We start from the raw sequence: 18293 nt of genomic DNA, 5'->3' as shown, positions 1-18293 counted from the left end.
CCGCCTTGGTCCCGAGCTGGATCCTGCTGCTGGTGTCGGTCGGCTACGCCGCGCTGCTGTTCGCGGTGGCGTGGTGGGGCGACCGTCGCCCGATGTATCCGGACCGGCCGTGGCTGCGGCCGGCGGTCTACAGCCTGGCGCTGGCCGTGTACTGCTCGTCATGGACGTTCTACGGCGCGGTCGGCAGCGCCGTGCGCAACGGCATCGGCTACCTCCCGATCTATCTCGGGCCGCTGTTGCTGCTGTTGTTCGGCTGGCGGACCATCGAACGGCTGGCGCTGATCGCGCGCAGCCAGAACACGGTGTCCATCGCCGACTTCATCTCCGCCCGCTACGGCCGTTCCCGGCGCCTGGCCGCGCTGGTCACCGTGATCGCGCTGGTCGGCGTGGTGCCCTACGTGGCGCTGCAGTACAAGGCGGTGGCGATGAGCCTGACCGTGCTGTCGGGCCAGGATGCAGGCCAGGTCGGGATCGCCGCCGACCCGGCGCTGTACGTGGCCCTGCTGATGGCCCTGTTCGCGGCCCTGTTCGGCACCCGCCAGGTCGACGCCACCGAGCACCACCACGGCATGATGCTGGCCATCGCGCTGGAATCGCTGGTCAAGCTGGTGGCGATGGTGGCGGTCGGCCTGTTCGCCTGGAGCTGGCTGGGCGGGCACCAGATCCGGATCGCCGACTCGGCCAGGACCCTGTTCCAGGAGTCGCCGCCGGTCGGCTTCCTCGCCCAGACCCTGCTCAGCTTCCTCGCCATCGTCTGCCTGCCGCGCCAGTTCCAGGTGGCGGTGGTCGAATGCGGCGACGTCGCAGACATCCGCAAGGCGCGCTGGATGTTCGGCGCGTACCTGCTGGTGATCTCGTTGATGGTGGTGCCGATCGCTTCGGCGGGCGTGGCGCTGTTCGGCGGCAACGGCGGCGTGTCCAGCGACACCTTCGTGCTGGCGTTGCCGTTGGCCGAGGGCCGCGATGCGCTGGCGCTTGCGGCCTACGTCGGCGGGTTCTCCGCCGCCACCGGCATGGTCATCGTGGCCAGCATCGCGCTGGCCACGATGGTCAGCAACGACCTGGTGATGCCGGTGCTGCTGCGCCGCGGCTGGGGCGAACGCCATGCGGCTGCCGACGTCGCTTCGCTGGTGTTGTGGGTGCGGCGCCTGTCGATCCTGCTGCTGGCGCTGGCCGCCTACGCGTACTACCGCTGGATCGGCGGCGACACCACCCTGGCAGCCTACGGGCTGATGGCCTTCGCCGCAGTGGCGCAGTTCGCGCCCGGCCTGATCGGCGGCCTGTACTGGCGCGGCGCCAGCCGGCGCGGGGTCGAGTTCGGCCTGCTGGTCGGCTTCGCCACGTGGATCTACACGTTGCTGCTGCCGGCATTGTCCAGTTCCGGGCATTTCGACCAGGCCTGGATCGAGGCCGGCCCGTTCGGGCTGCACTGGCTGCGCCCGCAGCAGCTGTTCGGCCTCAGCGGCTGGGACCCGCTCACCCACGGCACGTTCTGGTCGCTGCTGCTCAACAGCGCGGTGATGATGCTGGTGTCCGCGCGCTGGCGGCCCAGCGTCGACGAACGGCTGCGGATCGCGCCGTTCCTCGATCCCTACGCCGAGCGGCAGACCCTGGTGCCGACCGAGTGGCCGGGCAACGTCAGCATCGGCGACCTGCTCGCGCTGGCGGTGCGGATCGTCGGCGAACGACATGCACGCCGCGCCTTCGCCGAGCAGGCGATCGCGCTCGGCCGCGAACTGCAGCCGGCCGCCGCCGCCGACCGGGCCTGGATCCAGTTCACCGAGCGGCTGCTGGCGGCCTCCATCGGCGCCGCCTCGGCGCGCCTGGTGCTGACCAGCGTGTTGCGCGGCTCGGGCATGCACCTGAGCGAGGTGATGTCGCTGCTCGACGAAGCCGGCCAGGAGTTGCGCTTCAACCGCGAGATCCTCTCCACGACCCTGGAGAACATCAGCGCCGGCGTCAGCGTGGTCGATCCGGACATGCGCCTGGTGGCGTGGAACCGCCGCTACCAGCAGATGTTCGGCTATCCGGCGGGCATGCTCTACGTCGGCCGTCCGGTCGCCGACCTGATCCGCTACAACGCCGAACGCGGCGAACTGGGCGACGGCGAGATCGAGGTCCAGGTGCGCCGGCGCATCGAGCACATGCGCAACGGCCGGCCGCATGTGTTCGAGCGGGTGCGCGCCGACGGCAGCGTGATCGAGATGCGCGGCCAGGCCCTGCCCGGCGGCGGCTACGTCACCAGCTACAACGACATCACCGCCTACAAGCATGCCGAGCAGGCGCTGCGCGAAGCCAACGAGAACCTGGAGCAGCGCGTGGCCGAGCGCACCCGCGAGGCGGAGAACGCCCAGCAGTCGCGGACCCGCTTCCTGGCCGCGATCAGCCACGACGTGCTGCAGCCGCTCAACGCCGCGCGCCTGTTCGCCTCGGCGCTGCGCGACAGCGGCCAGCCGGACGAGCAGCAGCACCTGGCCGAGCGCGTGGACGCCTCGCTGCGCGCGGCCGAGGAACTGCTCGACGGCCTGCTCGACGTCTCCCGGCTCGACACCGGCGCGCTGCAGGCGGACGTGCGCGCGTTCGACGCCGGCGAGCTGCTGCGCGAACTGGCCGCCCAGTACGCGCCGGTGGCGGCCGGCCGCGGGCTGGACCTGCGCGTGCACGCCCGTGCCTGCCATGTCCGCAGCGATCGTCGCCTGCTGCGCCGCGTGCTGCAGAACTTCCTCGCCAACGCCCTGCGCTACACCCGCCAGGGCCGGATCGTGCTGGGCATGCGCGTGCACGGCGACGAAGTCGCGCTGCAGGTCTGGGATTCCGGTCCGGGCATTCCCGAGCAGCACATGCGCCAGATCTACGACGAGTTCCACCGCTACCAGCAGCCCTTCGACTGGGGCGAGCGCGGCCTCGGGCTTGGCCTGTCGATCTGCCAGCGCATTTCGCGCCTGCTCGAGCACCGGCTGGACGCGCGCAGCGCGGTGGGGCGCGGCAGCATGTTCTCGATCACCGTGCCGCGCGCCGCCGCGGCCCCGCCGATGCCGGCGCCACGGTCGGCCTCCGGCCTGCCGGATCCGGGCTCGCTGGCCGGACTGCGGGTGCTGTGTGTGGACAACGACCAGGAGATCCTGGACGGCATGCGCGCCCTGCTTTCGCGCTGGCAGGCCACCGCGATCACCGCCAGCACCGTGGACCAGGCGCTGGCGCGGGTGGTCGACAGCGCGCCGCAGGCGATGCTGGTCGACTACCACCTGCACGACCGCCTAGACGGCCTCGATGCGCTCGATGCGCTGCGCGCCGCCGGCGGGGCCATTCCAGGCGCCCTCCTCACCGCCGACGGCCGCGACGACCTCAAGCGCCACGCCCGCCAGCGCGGTTACCGACTGCTGACCAAACCGGTGAAGCCGGCCTCGCTGCGTGCCTGGCTGGCCGCCCAGGTACCGGCAACGCAGAACGCCCGCGCCGACGCGTGAGCGCCGCCAGAGGGGGCCCCGCTGGTACGCGGGCCGCCGCAGGCTGGCCACGTTGTTCATGCGCCGTGCGTTGATCGATCGACCTTCCTGGCTTACCGTGGCGGCAGCCGTCCTGCCCCCACCGATGAACCTCCTGTCGCGCCTCGCTGTGTTCGTGTTCGTCCTGGCCCTGCTGCCAGGCGCGCCGGCGCACGCCCATGCGGCGGCCGGCGTCAGCACGTCGGCGGCGCCCACAGCGGTCGAGCGGCACGTGTCGTCCCCCTGCCACCAGGCACCGGCGACCACCGCGGACATGGACCTGCACCATGGGCAGGACAAGCCCGCCGGGACGAAGTCGGCCGGCGACTGCTGCGCGGATGGCGACGGCACCCACCCCTGCGGCCCCGCATGCGCCTGCCCCTCCGCAGCGCCCGCGCTGGCGGGCATGGCATGCGCCGTGCCGACGGCGACGCCGTTCAACCGCCCGCAGGCCCGCGGTTCGGTCGCCCGTGGCGGACCGGCATCGGCGCCACCCAATCGCCCGCCGATCGGCTGACACGTCCCCGAGCCGCCGCCGCGCGCCCGCGCGGTCCCTCGTCCCGAGCCTGCGCATCGACTGCGCGGGACACCGCTGGATCCGTCATGACCGATACCCGTTCCTTCCCGCCTTCCTTTCCGGCGGCGCTGTCGCGCCGACGCTTCGTCCAGGGCCTGGCCTTCGCCGGGCTTGCCGGGGGCAGCGGCCTGCTGCGCGCGCCGGCGTTCGCCTCGCCCGCCGCCACCGGCGTCCTAACCGGCACCAAGTTCGACCTGGACATCGGTGCCACCACGGTGAACATCACCGGCCAACCGCGCCAGGCGATCACCGTCAACGGCCGGCTGCCCGCGCCGCTGCTGCGCTGGCGCGAGGGCGACACGGTCACCCTGCGCGTGGCCAACCGGCTCGCCGACGCGCCTACCTCGATCCACTGGCACGGCATCCTGCTGCCGGCCAACATGGACGGCGTGCCGGGCATGAGCTTCGACGGCATCGCGCCGGGGGAGAGCTGGCTGTACCGCTTCACCCTGCGGCAGTCGGGCACCTACTGGTACCACAGCCATTCGATGTTCCAGGAGCAGGCCGGCCTGTACGGCGCGATCATCGTCGATCCGATGCAGCCGCCCCCGTACCGCTACGACCGCGAGCACGTGCTGCTGCTGTCGGACTGGACCGACCTGGAACCTGCGGCGCTGTTCCGGCGGCTGAAGAAAGCCCCGTCCTACGACAACTACTACAAGCGCACCGTCGGCGACTTCGCCCGCGACGTGGGCGAGGACGGCCTGCGCGCCACGCTCGCCGACCGCGGCATGTGGGGCCGCATGCGGATGACCCCCAGCGACCTGTCCGACGTCAACGGCCACACCTACACCTACCTGCTCAACGGGCAACCGCCGGCGGGCAACTGGACCGGCCTGTTCCGGCCCGGCGAGAAGGTGCTGCTGCGCCTGGTCAATGCCGGCGCGATGACCTACTTCGACGTGCGCATCCCCGGGCTCAAGATGACCGTGGTCGCGGCCGACGGGCAGTACGTGCACCCGGTGACGGTCGACGAGCTGCGCATCGGCGCGGCCGAGACCTACGACGTGATCGTCGAACCGTCCGGCCAGGACGCCTACACGATCTTCGCCCAGGACATGGGCCGCACCGGCTTCGCCCGCGGCACGCTGGCGGTACGCCATGGCCTGGCGGCACCGGTGCCGGCCAACGATCCGCGTCCCCTGCTGACCATGGAGGACATGGCCCACGGCGCGCACGCCGGCCATGGACCCTCGACGGCCGAGGGCGGGTGCGGCGCGATGATGAAGCACGGCGGCGAAGGCGGTTGTGGTGCGGCGATGGCGCATGGCGCGGAAGGCGGCTGCGGCGCGGCGATGTCGCCGCCTGCCGACGCCAGCCACGCAGCGACTGCAGCCGGTCCGGGCCACTCGATGCACGCGGCGTCCTCCCATGGCGCCGGTGCGGTCGTGCATCCGCCCAGCGAACGCGGCAACCCGCTGGTGGACATGCAGTCCTCGCCCACCGGGCCGCGCCTGGACGATCCCGGCATCGGCCTGCGCGGCAACGGCCGCCGCGTGCTCGCCTATGCCGACCTGCGCAGCCTGTTCGACGACCCCGACGGCCGCGAGCCCGGCCGCGAAGTGCAGCTGCACCTGACCGGGCACATGGAGAAGTTCGCCTGGTCGTTCGACGGGATCCCGTTCTCGAGCGCCGAGCCGCTGCGGCTCAACTACGGCGAGCGCATGCGCATCGTGCTGGTCAACGACACGATGATGCAGCACCCGATCCACCTGCACGGACTGTGGAGCGACCTGGAGGATGCCGACGGTGCGTTCCAGGTACGCAAGCACACCATCGACATGCCGCCTGGCACGCGCCGCAGCTACCGCGTGCGTGCCGACGCACTCGGCCGCTGGGCCTACCACTGCCACCTGCTCTACCACATGGAAGCGGGCATGATGCGCGAAGTGCGCGTGGAGGAACGCGCATGAGCCGGCCATCGATGCTCGTCCTGGCAATCGGCGCACTGGTCGCGCTGCCCGCTGCGGCCGCGCCCCAGGCGCACGGCGCCGGCCACGCCAGCCACGCGGGCCACCATGAGCAACAGGATCACGCCGCACACGCAGACCATCATGGCGAACCTGCGACGCACGCCGCGCACCGCCAGGGTCAGGCGGATCCGGCGCACGCGCACGCAGCCGACACAGCGGCGGTTGCAGGCTCTGGTGAGGCAGAACCCCGGACGGCGCACGCGCATGGCGATCATGGCGCGGCCGCCACGGGCGATCACGCAACCCTGGCCCCGCAAGCAGCCAATGCCGATCCCCATGCCGCGCATGTCCCGCATGCCGGCCATGCCGCATCGCCGTCGCCAGCGGCCTCGCTGCCGCGCGAGCCAATCCCGGTGCCGACCGAGGCCGACCGGGCCGCGGCCTTCCCGCACCTGCACGAAGGCCACGCGCATGGCGCATCGATCAACAGCCTGGTGCGCTTCAACCGGTTCGAGGCCTGGGACGCCGATCCGGGCACCGGCCAGGCCTGGGAGGGCAGCGCCTGGATCGGCGGCGACACGCAGCGGCTGTGGCTGCGCAGCGAGGGCGAACGCGAACATGGCCGCACCGCCGCTGCCGACCTGGAAGTGCTCTACGGCCGCGGCATCAGCGCGTGGTGGGACGTGGTGGCCGGCATCCGCCATGACTTCGCGCCAGGACCATCGCAGGACTGGGCTGTGATCGGGGTCCAGGGCATGGCGCCATACAAGTTCGAGGTATCGGCGACCGCTTATATCGGCGAGCGCGGACACAGCGCCCTCGTCGCCGAGGCGGAGTACGAACTGCTGCTGACCAACCGCCTGGTGCTGCAGCCGGTGCTGGAACTCGAGTTGCGTGGCCAGGACGACCCGGTGCGCGGCATTGGATCCGGATTGTCCTCGGCCGAGGCCGGCCTGCGCCTGCGTTACGAGGTCACCCGGCGTTTCGCGCCCTACCTGGGCGTGGTGCACGAGCGCACGTTCGGCGGCACCGCCGACTATCGCCGTGACGAGGGCGAAGCCACGCGCGAGACCCGCTGGGTGGCAGGCGTGCGCTGGTGGTTCTAGCGGGACTGGCCCGTATCAAGGACGCGCGGCCGGCTGCAAGTGCCGGCCACGCTTCCGGATCAACGCCGTGTTTACGCGGGCGTGCGGCTCAGCGGGCCACCCGGGTCTGCGAGCCGTCATTGGTGACGCGCACGCGGTCGCCGACGCGGTAGTCGCCCACCGAACCCGGCTGCACGACCACGATCGACTTGCCCGACTCCAGGCGCACGGTGAACTCGACCGCGGGGGTGTCGCTGGTGAGGCGGCGCCCGCTCTCGATCGCCACGGCGCGCACCGCCTCGATCGTTCCTCATTCCACACTCTGCACCTCGCCCGACACGCCGCGCCCGAAGGTGTTGGCATCGCGTGGGGTGCTGGCGCAGGCGGCGAGCCCCCCGGCGGATACGAAGATCGGCACAAGCACCGCCCTGCTGGCATTGCTGTTCGTGGCTTTCTCCTGGCTGTTGGCTCGTGGAATGGACATCCAGCCGCATCACGTGAGGATGGGCTCCACGGTCCGCCGCATCCGGGGACCGGCAAGCGTGCCCGGCGGTGGTCGACGAGCGGCGCCGGGCGGTGGTGGGCCCACCAGCATCCAAATTGAATCGAATAACCTATTGTTTCTACTGGTTATTGTCTTTATGTGGATTTGGTTGTGACTCACTATCTGACTCACAGATTGAGGAGATAGCGCTGGATCACGGTGGACACGCTTGGAGTGCCTGCTTCACCTGCCGTACGTTCAAGGCAGCAGAGACTCCGAGGCTCCGAGGATGTCAGATAGACCTCGCTTGCAGTAGACCCCAGTGGCGGCTGTCGATGTAGGATTGGCCAGACTTGGCAACTCCTGCCAAACAGCGGATGTCGGTCATGGGGACAACCAACCTGGAAGGGGAAATCCTGACACTGGATGAGGTCGCTGCCTTCCTCAAGGCCGGGAAGCGCACGGTCTATCGCTTTGCCCAGAGTGGCGAGATTCCGGCCTTCAAGCTTGGTGGCACCTGGCGCTTCCGCCGCTCGGAGCTGGAGCACTGGATCGACCAGAACTCCAACCAGCGCGCACCTGCCAAGCCAGCCACGGCGAAGAAAGGGCGGCGCTGATGGAGATCATCGACAACATCAGCCACTTGCTCGGCGATGACCTCAAGCAAAGTCTCCGTCCTGGAGCCAGGCTCAAGGTGGCGGCGTCCTGCTTCTCGATGTATGCCTACGAAGCCCTGAAGGCCGAGCTTGAGCAGATCGACGAACTGGAGTTCATCTTCACCTCGCCGTCCTTCGTGGCCGAGGAGATGATGGACAATATCCGCAAGGAGCGTCGCGAGTTCCACATCCCCAAGCTGGAACGCGAGCGCAGCCTGTACGGCAGCGAATTCGAGATACAGCTGCGCAACAAGCTCACCCAGCGCGCCATCGCCCGCGAGTGTGCGGATTGGCTGCGGCGCAAGGCCAGGTTCAAGAGCAACCGCAGCAAGTCACCCATGCAGCAATTCGCCTGCGTGCAGAGTGAGGCCAACGGCGCAGCCGCAGCCTACATGCCTTTGCATGGCTTCACAGCTGTCGATCTGGGCTACCAGCAAGGCAATGCGGTATCGAATCTGGTCAACAAGATCGACGAGCCCAGCTTCACCGCCACGTACCTGAGCCTGTTCGAGCAGATCTGGAACGACTCGGACAAGCTCGAGGACGTGACCAAGCAGGTCTGCGATCACATCGACACGGTCTACAAGGAAAACTCACCGGAAAGCATCTACTTCCTGATGCTTTACAACATCTTCAATGAATTCCTCGATGAGGTTGACGAGGACGTTCTCCCGAACGACCGCACCGGCTATCAGGACACCTTGATCTGGAACAAGCTCTTCAACTATCAGAAGGACGCGGCCACCGGCATCATCAACAAGCTGGAGACGTACAGCGGTTGCATCCTTGCCGACAGCGTGGGCTTGGGCAAGACCTTCACCGCATTGGCGGTGGTCAAGTACTACGAGCTGCGCAACAAGTCCGTGTTGGTGCTTTGTCCAAAAAAGCTGGCGGACAACTGGCTGACGTATCGCCACAACCTCAAGACGAACATTCTTGCGCGTGACCGGTTCAACTACGACGTGTTGAACCACACCGACCTGAACCGCACCAGCGGTGATTCGCATGGCATCCCGCTCAATCGGATCAACTGGGCGAACTACGACCTGGTTGTCATCGACGAATCGCACAACTTCCGCAACAACGATGCGGTCAAGGAGCGAGAAACCCGCTATCAGCGCCTGATGAATCAGGTCATTCGTACCGGCGTGAAGACCAAGGTACTGATGCTTTCCGCTACCCCGGTCAACAACCGCTTCAACGATCTGCGCAACCAGTTGGCGCTGGCCTATGAGGGCGACTCGGAGAACTTGAGCAAGAAGCTGCGCACCAGCAAGACGGTGGAGGAGGTGTTCCGCAACGCGCAGAAGGCCTTCAACACCTGGTCGAAGTTGCCTCCGGAAGAACGCACGCCCCGTGCCATTCTGGACGGACTGGATTTCGACTTCTTCGAGCTGCTGGACAGCGTGACCATCGCGCGCTCACGCAAGCACATCCAGACCTTCTACGACACCAGCGACATCGGCCAATTCCCGGAACGCCGCAAGCCTCTCTCCTTCCATCAACCCCTGTCCGAGAAAGACGGGACGATGAGCTTCAATGACATCTTCGCTCTGCTTACCCAGATCAGGATGTCGGTCTACGCGCCAGTCAGCTACATCCTGCCCAGCAGGATCAGGAAGTACGAAGACATCTACGACACCAAGGTCGGCGGCAACAAGGGCACGCTGCGCCAGGCTGACCGCGAAAAGAGCCTGCAGCGGTTGATGACGGTCAACCTGCTCAAACGGTTGGAAAGCTCGGTCGAGGCCTTCCGGTTGACGCTTGAGTCCCTCCGCAAGAATCACGTCCGCACCTTGGACAAGATCGCCAACTTCCGCCAGGTGGAAGGTGGCAGCGTCGAGGACTACACCGAAGTCCTCGATGAACTGGAGGGCGACGAAGACGATCTGCCGGACGACGAACTGGACCGCAGCATCGAAGGCAAGGTCAAGATCAACTTGGCTGACATGGATCTGCCGCGTTGGCAATTCGACCTGAACCAGGATCTCGAGCACATCGAAGCCTTGCTTGAGGCCATGCGTGACATCACGCCGGAACACGATGCCAAGCTGCAACACCTGAAGGCACATGTTCTGGAAAAAATCGCCAACCCGATCAACCCCGGCAACAAGAAGGTGCTGATCTTCACCGCCTTCGCCGATACCGCGGACTATCTCTACAGGAACCTGACGCCAGCCCTGACGGATCTCAAGCTGCACACCGCCAAGGTGACAGGCAAGGGTGCGCCACAGTCCACGCTGGGCCGTGGCTACGACTTCCAGGAATTGCTCACGTTGTTCTCGCCACGCTCGAAAGACAAAGCGCTGGTGCTACACAACGAGCCAAACGATGTCGAAGTGCTGATCGGTACGGATTGCATTTCCGAAGGTCAGAACCTGCAGGATTGCGACTACCTCATCAACTACGACATCCACTGGAACCCGGTGCGCATCATCCAGCGATTCGGTCGCGTGGATCGCATCGGTTCACCCAATCAGTGCATCCAGCTGGCGAACTATTGGCCTGACATCTCGCTGGACGAGTACATCCGCCTCAAGGAGCGCGTCGAAAGCCGCATGACCCTAGTGGATGTGACCGCCACCGGCGATGACAACGTCCTCTCTGCGCAAGCGAACGACATGTCCTATCGCAAGGAGCAGTTGCGGCGTTTGCAGGAAGAAGTGATCGAACTGGAGGATCTCAAGACGGGCGTAGCCATCACCGATCTTGGTCTCAACGACTTCCGCATGGACTTGCTGAATTACGTCAAGACCCATGGCGACCTGGAGAGCGCGCCCAATGGCCTGCACGCGATTGTTGCGGCCAACCCGGAGCGTGGCTTGCAGCCAGGCGTGTTCTTTACTCTGCGCAACCGCAATGGTGCAGTGAATCCACCAGCAAACCTGCCGCAGCACAATCGCCTGCATCCGTACTACCTGATTTACATGGGCAACGATGGCCGGACCATCCATGACCACACCGAGGTCAAGCGCCTTCTCGATCTGGCGCGTACCTGCTGCAAGGGTCAATCAGAACCCATCGCGGACTTGTGTCAGAAGTTCAACAAAGCCACGGCAGATGGACGCAAGATGCAGCCCTACTCCGAGCTGCTGGGAAAAGCCATCCGCTCAATGATCGAACTCAAGGAAGAGAAGGACATCGACAGCCTATTCTCCGGCGGCAAGACCAGCGCCCTGACCCAGACCATCAGCGGGCTGGATGATTTCGAGCTGATCTCCTTCCTCGTGGTACAGGAGACAGCGTGAGCAGTGGCAAGGCGTCCCCGGCTCTGATCGCATGGCCTGCGAAAGCAGCCGTCAATCGTGTCGTTCCCAAGACCAAGTTCTACGAACATGCGGCGGTGAGCTCGCGCCTGAAAGACTTGTTCGTGAAGGAAGTCGAGCAGATCACCTGGCTCGCCAAGCTGGCGACGGAGACGATCAATCTCTCAGCCAAGGACGGCGTGTCGGAAATCCAGATTTTCAGTATCCAGCTCAAAACACCGGAGCTGCATCAAGACGTGTTGCGCTGCATTGATGGGGCGATCAACCACCCGATCCTGTTCGAGCTCCACCATGATGGCCGCGTGCAGGTCATCGCCAGCTTCAAGCGCCCTCGGGGCGGCGATGTCACGGGCAAGCTGCTGCTCTCGGAGTATTTCGCCACGCCATGGTTGCCCACGGACAGCGGGCGTACCGACCTTCCGACGGCGCTGAACCTGGCCGTCCTCTACGAACGCCTGCTGCTGTGCCTGATTCCCCTGCCTGCACGTCCCAATGAGCCGTTGCGCGCCCTGATTGAGCGTTTTGACAAGATTGGAGCCGCAAAGCGCGAACTGGACAAGATCGTCTCAGCTCTTGAGAAAGAAAAACAGTTCAATCGCAAGATTGAGCTCAATGCCACTGTGCGGAAGCTGCGCACTCAACTGGATCAGCTGGGCTACCGCAAGCTGGATCCGACGTTTAAGGCCAATGAGTTGCCCACTATGAATGCCCCTGCTGAAGTTACGGTCAACCAGATCCTCGAAGCAGCCGACCTGAAAACCCTCAATGGCCTGCTTACCCAGGCCATGAAGCAACAGCAGCATCAGGCGTTGCTGAGAGATAAGCAGTTGGGCCAGGTGGTCGAAGCCGTGGTCAACCTAACGGAGACAGCGCCTAGCGGAGAAGAACTCTTCGCCGCTGCAATTCTGGGGCGATTGGCGGCCGTCGCGCGAGGCCGGGAATCGGAAGTCTATTCCCGCGTGAGCGAAATTTTCTCCGAGGAACCCGCCAGTATCGAGACGTTGTCCGACGGCGACGAAAAGGAATACGCCGCCAAGGCCTTGGCTTATACAGATGAGCCATGGCTTCTGGCCTATTGCGCCCGCGAGGCGCTTGCGATCGACACGGCCAACAATACCCGCAAGGAATTGCTCCGCATTTTGCTGAGCAAGAGTGAGAATCTGGCAGACGGCATCCGTCAGCTTACTGAGCCGCAAGGCACCCTCAAAACCGTAGAGTCTGCCGACACACGCATCAAGCGCGTGCGCCGCATTTTCGAATCGTTGGCTGAAGTCTCCCGCAACTACGATGGCGATGTCGGACAGGAGCCTGGATCAGCACTTTCCACCTGCGTGCAAGCCTTCGTGCGAGGCGCAGTTGATGCAGATTCGGAAGCGCTCAACGCCAGCATCGAGGCCTCATTAGGGGTTTTGGTGCGCTTGATCGAACTGCGCTTCTCCCACGCCCTGCAAGCTGAAACCTACCGGCTTCTGCAGGATGGAAAGAAGTTGCTTTCTACGGGTTCATGGACACGGTTCATTGAATCCTCGCTCCTGATCCACAAAGTTCAAGTCAACCTGCTCGAGGCTGCGCTCGTTCTTTCTCGCCAGAATCGCACAGACAAGGAAATCCTGAAGGCCATGGAGGCCGCTTGGCCTACCCATGCCGACATTACCCGCGCCCTCAAGAAGCACTTCAAGGATGCAGTCGATATCTCTCCAGATGTGGCCGACTACTGGATGAAGCTCGGTCGTGTAACCGAAAGTGAGCGCGCTGCCGAGCACAAGCTAGGTAATACAGAAGATCAGCAGATCGGGGAGCTGCTCATTCAGCTCGATGCGAACCGCGACATCATGGATAAGCTCAATCGGGCCGTGGTGCCGATCCTGAAAATCTCCGACCCATACCAAGCGCCGACTGTACAGCGTGCAGCCACAGGCTATGAAAGCATTGCGCAGGCCGCCGAGCGGTTGGCACGTATGCGCAAGCTGAGCAAAACAGACCTGCTCGGGAAAATCGTGGATTACAACCCCATCGAACATGACATGGAGGGCGGCCATCGATCTGGTATTCGCCAGGTCAAAGTCGTGCGCGATGGCATCCAAAAAGAGTTCGGCGGAAAGAAGAAAACATTGGTCAAGCCTCGCGTGGAGCCAGAGGAATAAGCATGGACAACACGACCGCAAAAGTTATTCTTTCCAACCTGCGTGAGCGCATCGAAATTGGCAGCGATGGCAAGTACCGACTTGCCGGGCTCATCACGCTGAAGGAATTGGAGGCACTGGATCATTTCATCAATGAAGTTGCACCAGAGCCCATTGCTCCGACCCGAAGGCTTGATCCCACAGCGGCGGAAGCCAATGAGCAGCCGCAAAAATTCAAGCCCGATCCGGCGCAGCCTGTTGCGCCTGAAATCCACTTGAATCTTTCCACGCTTTCTCTGCCGGATAGCAATGCGGATTACCGCGTCTGTCTTGACTTCGGCACAGCCATGTCCAAGGCAACCTTCGTCCACGACGACGATGACGATGACCTTGAAGACATTAAGGTGTTGAAACTTGGCGTTCCCGGTGATCAGGAAAATATTGACGAATACATGCTGGTGTCGTCTGTTCTCATTGATGCCGATGGCGTGCTTTGGTTCGGACAGAAGGCAGTCGAACAGTCGCAGAAAGTGACTGAAGGCGATCATTTGCGCATGGACAACATCAAGCGTGCTCTCTCTGAGGGAAATCTCGGAGAGGTGCTTGATTCTCGATTCAATCCGACATCGTATCTATTGACTTACGAGGATATTGTCCTCGCCTACCTCAGCTTCTTCACGTGGGCAGTCAACTACGCAGTCTTGCATGACGTTGATGCCGCTGAGGTCGCACCCAATTTCAAGCGTCGCTTCGCCATGCCGTGCTTTCCAAGAGTCAATGCTAGGTTGGTGGAAGCAAAGCTGAAGCAACTCCTGGGTGAAGCCCAAGTGCTGGCTGACACCTTCGGCGATGATCTCCATCAAGGCCTCCCGCTGGAAAGCTTTCTCGCCGCTCTTAAGTCACTACGTTCGGAAAAGCGCAACTATCCCTTCATTGATGGCAGCGTGACCGAACCTCTGGGCGTTGCAGGCTCCCTGCTGAGCTGGCGCGGCTCGCATGACTCCTTGGCTCTGGTGGTGGACATCGGCGCCGGCACCAGTGACTTCAGCCTGTACCGTCTCCATGTCACCGAAAACGAGGACGGCAGCTTCAAGTCCGTTGCTGGCGAGGTGGATGGCACTGCTCACGGCATCACCGAGGCTGGCAACCATCTGGACAACATCCTGAAGGCCTACACTCTGAGCAAAGCCAAGGTGAATGCCCAGCACCCACGTTACATAAATATCATCCATGCACTGGATCGTGATATTCGCCACTACAAGGAAGTCTTGTTCAACCGAGGCTCTGCATTGGTGGTTCTTTACACTAACGATGCCGTTGATGTTTCGCTGGATGACTTCCTGCAACTGGACGCGGTGAAAGCCTTCGGCGATTCGCTTCGCTCTGAGTTGGTGAAAACCATGCAGGATGCCCATCCTGATTGGGTGCACTGGGTGCGCGCCAATCCCAGCCGATACCTGACCATCGTACTAACCGGCGGTGGTGCCGCGCTACCAATGGCGAAGAAATTGGCCGAGGGAACCATTACTGCACATGGCATCACCATTCCGGTTGTTCCCGCCAAGGCCTTCCCGTCATGGCTTGAAAAAGACTACCCCGACTTGGAAACGCCATACTCGCGTATTGCGGTATCCCTTGGTGGAGCTCGCAAGAACATCATCCATCCGATGCAACGTCCGTTGACCGCCACCGGAAACGGAATTGGTGGCTACACCCTCGAACGATTTCCGTCCCGGGGCAACTGATTCGAGTGTGATGATGGACACCAAGGCCAACAACGAATCCGCCAATCTATCAACCGTGGCCGACTACGTCGCGGCGATTCAGCACGTAAGCTCCGGACAATTCATCAGCAGGCTTGGCGAGAGTGGGCAGCACTATTTCGCATCAACCTTCGGTGCTCCGTTGTTTGCCTTGTCGACGCTTGCGCCCGAAGTCATTGCTTCAAACGACAGCAGTCTACTGCTCATCACATCTGACCCTGGTCATGCTGCAGACGGTGGTCGTTGGTGGTCTCTCTACGCAAAGATCCACAAGCCAAGCAAATTCAGTCTGACGGTGTGCTTTCCCCACAGGCCTCCGAATGGAAAGGCGCCAAAGCCGCTGTTGTTCCAGCCGCCTCAACAGATCGTCAGGAGTTGGCAAAAGCATCTTCAGTCCTTGGGCTCACCTCCCGATGTAGTGATGCTTTACCCAAAGGACTTCGATGAGCTCACGGCCGTCCATAGCGAGCTGATCACGCGCGCGCCTGGCAGTAAGTTGCTTGTGGCAGTTCCCACCCGTCTGGGGGCGCTGATTGCCCGCCGGATGTTGGCTTCCTGTGGCTACTCAGTTGGCGACCCGATTGACTTTCGTCAATCTCAGGAGGAGCCCCAACATTGTGCTCCCGGTGCTTGGTGGTTCGCCGCCTCCGTCCCCGAGACCGGAAAGTACATAGCCGCAGACGACGAGCTGTTCGCCAGGCTCCGGGACGGATACTCGAGGTTGTCGCAGTTCTTGCACTTGGCCGATAGCAAGGAGGATGCGGGGGACATCGCCAGGGTGATTGCCTGCCGAAGCAACGACATCGTCGAAGGCGAGGCGGTACAAACCGTCAGGCTGTCTGGCAACAGCGGAGTTGATCTCGCATCGGGCCGCTTCTTCAAGATCGAAGAGGAGGCGAGTACGGACAGCTTCGTTTGGGATGAGAACGTCATGAGCGCCGACCTACTGGCGCTACAACCGCCCGCCAATACGGAGGCTTCTGAAGATGAAGATCGTCTTCAGTTGTTGCTCTGGTTCAGTCACGCCGCAGCCCAAGAAACAGAGCGTGAACTGAAGAAAATGACGGTCGAGGATGTCGCTACCCAGTCTGAAAAAGCCGAAAGCGCAGGATCCACCGAATCGGCTTCTGCTGCGGTTGTCGAAAGTCTGGCCATGCCCGAAGCGGCGATTGAACCGGCATCTGTTGAAAAGCCTGCTGAAAGCGCCAAGATCGAATCTGCCGAAGCCCTTGTGGTCGCCTCTTCGTCCGCGCCGGTCGAAGAGGCAGGCACCCAATTGGGTTCGAGCATCTTTGTCCGCAACCGCTCCAGGCTCTCCCGCAGTGCCGGCACGGTCAACGTGCTGGCACTCGCGGCTAAGCTGGGAAGGGGCGGTGAAAGTTCGAGTACCCTCTTCGAGGCAGCCAAGGATCGAATCCTTGCATGGTTGCGAAGTGGCGGTGTCAGCCTCGAAAGCTCCACTGAGAACACCCATATCGAGTCTTCTGCCGGTGAAGTGACCGTTGAGACCGATGGCCATTCCATCTGGACGATGCGGTTCGACAACCGCAGCACAATGGGCACTGGCGCGATATGGCGTGTAGAGGCAACCCTGATCGGGCATCCAGTACCTGCCATCAGCTTGCGTCTGATCCAGGTGCGCAGCAGCGAGGATGCACCGCCCCCAGTCATCAGCGGTGTGCCGCGTTTGGTCGTTGCCATCTCCGAGAGTGTTGGCTTGCAGGATGCCGGCGAGCAACTGCGCAATACCGCGCTGCACTTGAAGAAGGAAGGCGACAGCACTTGGCTTGGCCGCCTTCTTCTCAACCCTCATCGCACGCAGCCGGTAATCGTCATCTCAGGCAAGGTGGACACTTCAGCGGATCGCCTTGCCCGGCGGCTTGCAGGGGTTGCGCATGTGATCTGCATCGATCACGCCATATCCAACAGGATGGTTCGTGTGTTCGGGCGTGAGCGCTCGGTGTTCGGCAATGCCGTACGCCTGTATCGCCCTGGCTTCACCGCAGATGCCAGCCCCTATGAACACCCCACCTGGGCCCTGAAGGGTGTGCAGCTGCCCACGTGGTTGGCCAACAACATCTTCGAGGAGGCTTGCGCGATCAGCCTTGAGGCGGGAGATCTGGATGAGCGTGCGCCATCGTTTCAATCCATCCGCAATCTGCTGGCAGCCAAGCGCATGGCTTCCTCGGAGCAGCGCATTCTCGAGCTTCGGCAGCAAACCGAGAATGCTGTCTCCAGCAAAGACGAAAAGATCCGCCAGCTTCAGGAAGTACGCGACGAGCAGCAGTCAATGCTCGGCATGTACCGAGAAGAAAACGCCAAGCTCACCCTGCAGATTGAACAGCTCAGGGAAGAATTGCAGGCTAAGCGACTGGAATGCAGCGCCGCTGCGGAAGAGGTTCGTCAGCTGAACTACAGGCTCAACAACCAGTGGGCAGACGAGGCGCTTGATGACACTTCCCAGAACGAAGAGAGCTATTACCCGGACAACTGGGACGAACTTGAGGAATGGGTTGATAGCTACGGAGACGGCAAACTCGTGCTCCACGAGAAGGCACTCAAGGCGGTAAGGACGTCCCCATTCAAGGACATTCCTTTTGCCTACAAGGCACTCGAGTACTTGGTCCGATATTTCATTCCCATGAAGCAGCGCGACCCGGGGGATGATGCGCCGTTCCACGCCGAAATCGCTGCGCTCGCAGAACTTGGAATGGAGCGCGAACCTGTGGGCGAGGCGCTGAACAATCACCGCTACAAGCAGTCATATCGCCGTCTCTATGAGGGGAAAACGATATGGCTGGAAGACCACCTGAAGTGGGGCGTAGGCTTCGATCCGGCCACGTTGTTCCGCCTGTATTTCCACTATCACGAAGCCAGTGGAAAAGTGATCGTCGGTCACCTGACTACGCACTTGCCGAATAGCCTGACCCATACCTCCTGA

12 protein-coding genes are annotated in these 18293 nt (G+C 63.2%); 9 read left to right on the top strand and 3 right to left on the bottom strand.

Annotated features, from left to right (window positions below; translation table 11 throughout):
* Positions 1-5: 5 nt before the first annotated feature.
* The 3 genes from CSC66_RS04220 to CSC66_RS04210 all read left to right on the top strand — a co-directional run bounded on the left by CSC66_RS04220 (position 6) and on the right by CSC66_RS04210 (position 5975).
* Positions 6-3467 carry a hybrid sensor histidine kinase/response regulator gene (locus tag CSC66_RS04220; protein ID WP_162376124.1) on the top strand — a complete coding sequence of 1154 codons (3462 nt, stop codon included), beginning with the start codon at positions 6-8 and terminating at the stop codon, positions 3465-3467.
* 124 nt (positions 3468-3591) lie between these two features.
* Positions 3592-4002, top strand: a complete 411-nt coding sequence (locus tag CSC66_RS04215; protein WP_162376123.1) for a hypothetical protein — start codon at positions 3592-3594, stop codon at positions 4000-4002.
* A gap of 86 nt (positions 4003-4088) precedes the next feature.
* Positions 4089-5975, top strand: a complete 1887-nt coding sequence (locus tag CSC66_RS04210) for a copper resistance system multicopper oxidase (RefSeq protein ID WP_162376122.1) — start codon at positions 4089-4091, stop codon at positions 5973-5975.
* Here the strand turns inward: CSC66_RS04210 and CSC66_RS17785 are convergent.
* The gene (locus CSC66_RS17785; protein ID WP_379655866.1) at positions 5921-6448 is read right to left on the bottom strand and encodes a hypothetical protein; all 528 of its coding nucleotides are present in this window, start codon (positions 6446-6448) and stop codon (positions 5921-5923) included. The genes CSC66_RS04210 and CSC66_RS17785 overlap by 55 nt on opposite strands.
* 21 nt (positions 6449-6469) lie before the next feature.
* Here CSC66_RS17785 and CSC66_RS17780 point away from each other — a divergent pair, with 21 nt between their 5' ends.
* Entirely contained in the window at positions 6470-7081 is a 612-nt protein-coding gene (locus tag CSC66_RS17780) for a copper resistance protein B (RefSeq protein ID WP_379655865.1), read from the top strand.
* An 88-nt stretch (positions 7082-7169) separates the two neighbouring features.
* Here CSC66_RS17780 and CSC66_RS04200 read toward each other — a convergent pair whose 3' ends face one another.
* Both CSC66_RS04200 and CSC66_RS04195 read right to left on the bottom strand, forming a co-directional pair.
* Entirely contained in the window at positions 7170-7346 is a 177-nt protein-coding gene (locus CSC66_RS04200) for a hypothetical protein (RefSeq protein WP_162376120.1), read from the bottom strand.
* Positions 7347-7370: 24 nt separating this feature from the next.
* Entirely contained in the window at positions 7371-7544 is a 174-nt protein-coding gene (locus CSC66_RS04195; protein WP_162376119.1) for a hypothetical protein, read from the bottom strand.
* Positions 7545-7897: 353 nt separating this feature from the next.
* Here CSC66_RS04195 and CSC66_RS04190 point away from each other — a divergent pair, with 353 nt between their 5' ends.
* From CSC66_RS04190 to CSC66_RS04170, 5 genes are read left to right on the top strand one after another with little or no spacing between them, the layout of a single operon-like run.
* Positions 7898-8161: a helix-turn-helix domain-containing protein gene (locus tag CSC66_RS04190; RefSeq protein ID WP_425501026.1), complete on the top strand. Its 264-nt coding sequence runs from the start codon at positions 7898-7900 to the stop codon at positions 8159-8161.
* Positions 8161-11448 carry a helicase-related protein gene (locus CSC66_RS04185; protein ID WP_162376118.1) on the top strand — a complete coding sequence of 1096 codons (3288 nt, stop codon included), beginning with the start codon at positions 8161-8163 and terminating at the stop codon, positions 11446-11448. The genes CSC66_RS04190 and CSC66_RS04185 overlap by 1 nt, the downstream gene beginning before the upstream one ends.
* Complete coding sequence (locus CSC66_RS04180) at positions 11445-13610, top strand: DUF4391 domain-containing protein (protein ID WP_162376117.1); 2166 nt, start codon at positions 11445-11447, stop codon at positions 13608-13610. The genes CSC66_RS04185 and CSC66_RS04180 overlap by 4 nt, the downstream gene beginning before the upstream one ends.
* Positions 13611-13612: 2 nt before the next feature.
* The gene (locus CSC66_RS04175; protein WP_162376116.1) at positions 13613-15334 is read left to right on the top strand and encodes a hypothetical protein; all 1722 of its coding nucleotides are present in this window, start codon (positions 13613-13615) and stop codon (positions 15332-15334) included.
* A gap of 13 nt (positions 15335-15347) precedes the next feature.
* Positions 15348-18293, top strand: a complete 2946-nt coding sequence (locus CSC66_RS04170) for a hypothetical protein (RefSeq protein ID WP_162376115.1) — start codon at positions 15348-15350, stop codon at positions 18291-18293.

Source organism: Pseudoxanthomonas kaohsiungensis (genome assembly GCF_010211765.1).
Lineage (GTDB): Bacteria > Pseudomonadota > Gammaproteobacteria > Xanthomonadales > Xanthomonadaceae > Pseudoxanthomonas > Pseudoxanthomonas kaohsiungensis.
The sequence above is the reverse complement of the archived record's forward strand: the minus strand, read 5'-3'. Positions and strand labels throughout refer to the sequence as shown.

What these genes read in the sequence shown, in the direction of transcription:
- CSC66_RS04215 (WP_162376123.1), top strand. Translation starts at nt 3,592, where the DNA reads ATGAACCTCCTGTCGCGCCTCGCTGTGTTCGTGTTCGTCCTGGCCCTG.
- CSC66_RS04175 (WP_162376116.1), top strand. Translation starts at nt 13,613, where the DNA reads ATGGACAACACGACCGCAAAAGTTATTCTTTCCAACCTGCGTGAGCGC.
- CSC66_RS04210 (WP_162376122.1), top strand. Translation starts at nt 4,089, where the DNA reads ATGACCGATACCCGTTCCTTCCCGCCTTCCTTTCCGGCGGCGCTGTCG.
- CSC66_RS04170 (WP_162376115.1), top strand. Translation starts at nt 15,348, where the DNA reads ATGGACACCAAGGCCAACAACGAATCCGCCAATCTATCAACCGTGGCC.
- CSC66_RS04185 (WP_162376118.1), top strand. Translation starts at nt 8,161, where the DNA reads ATGGAGATCATCGACAACATCAGCCACTTGCTCGGCGATGACCTCAAG.
- CSC66_RS17785 (WP_379655866.1), bottom strand. Translation starts at nt 6,448, where the DNA reads ATGCGCGTGGCCTTCGTGCAGGTGCGGGAAGGCCGCGGCCCGGTCGGC.
- CSC66_RS04195 (WP_162376119.1), bottom strand. Translation starts at nt 7,544, where the DNA reads ATGTCCATTCCACGAGCCAACAGCCAGGAGAAAGCCACGAACAGCAAT.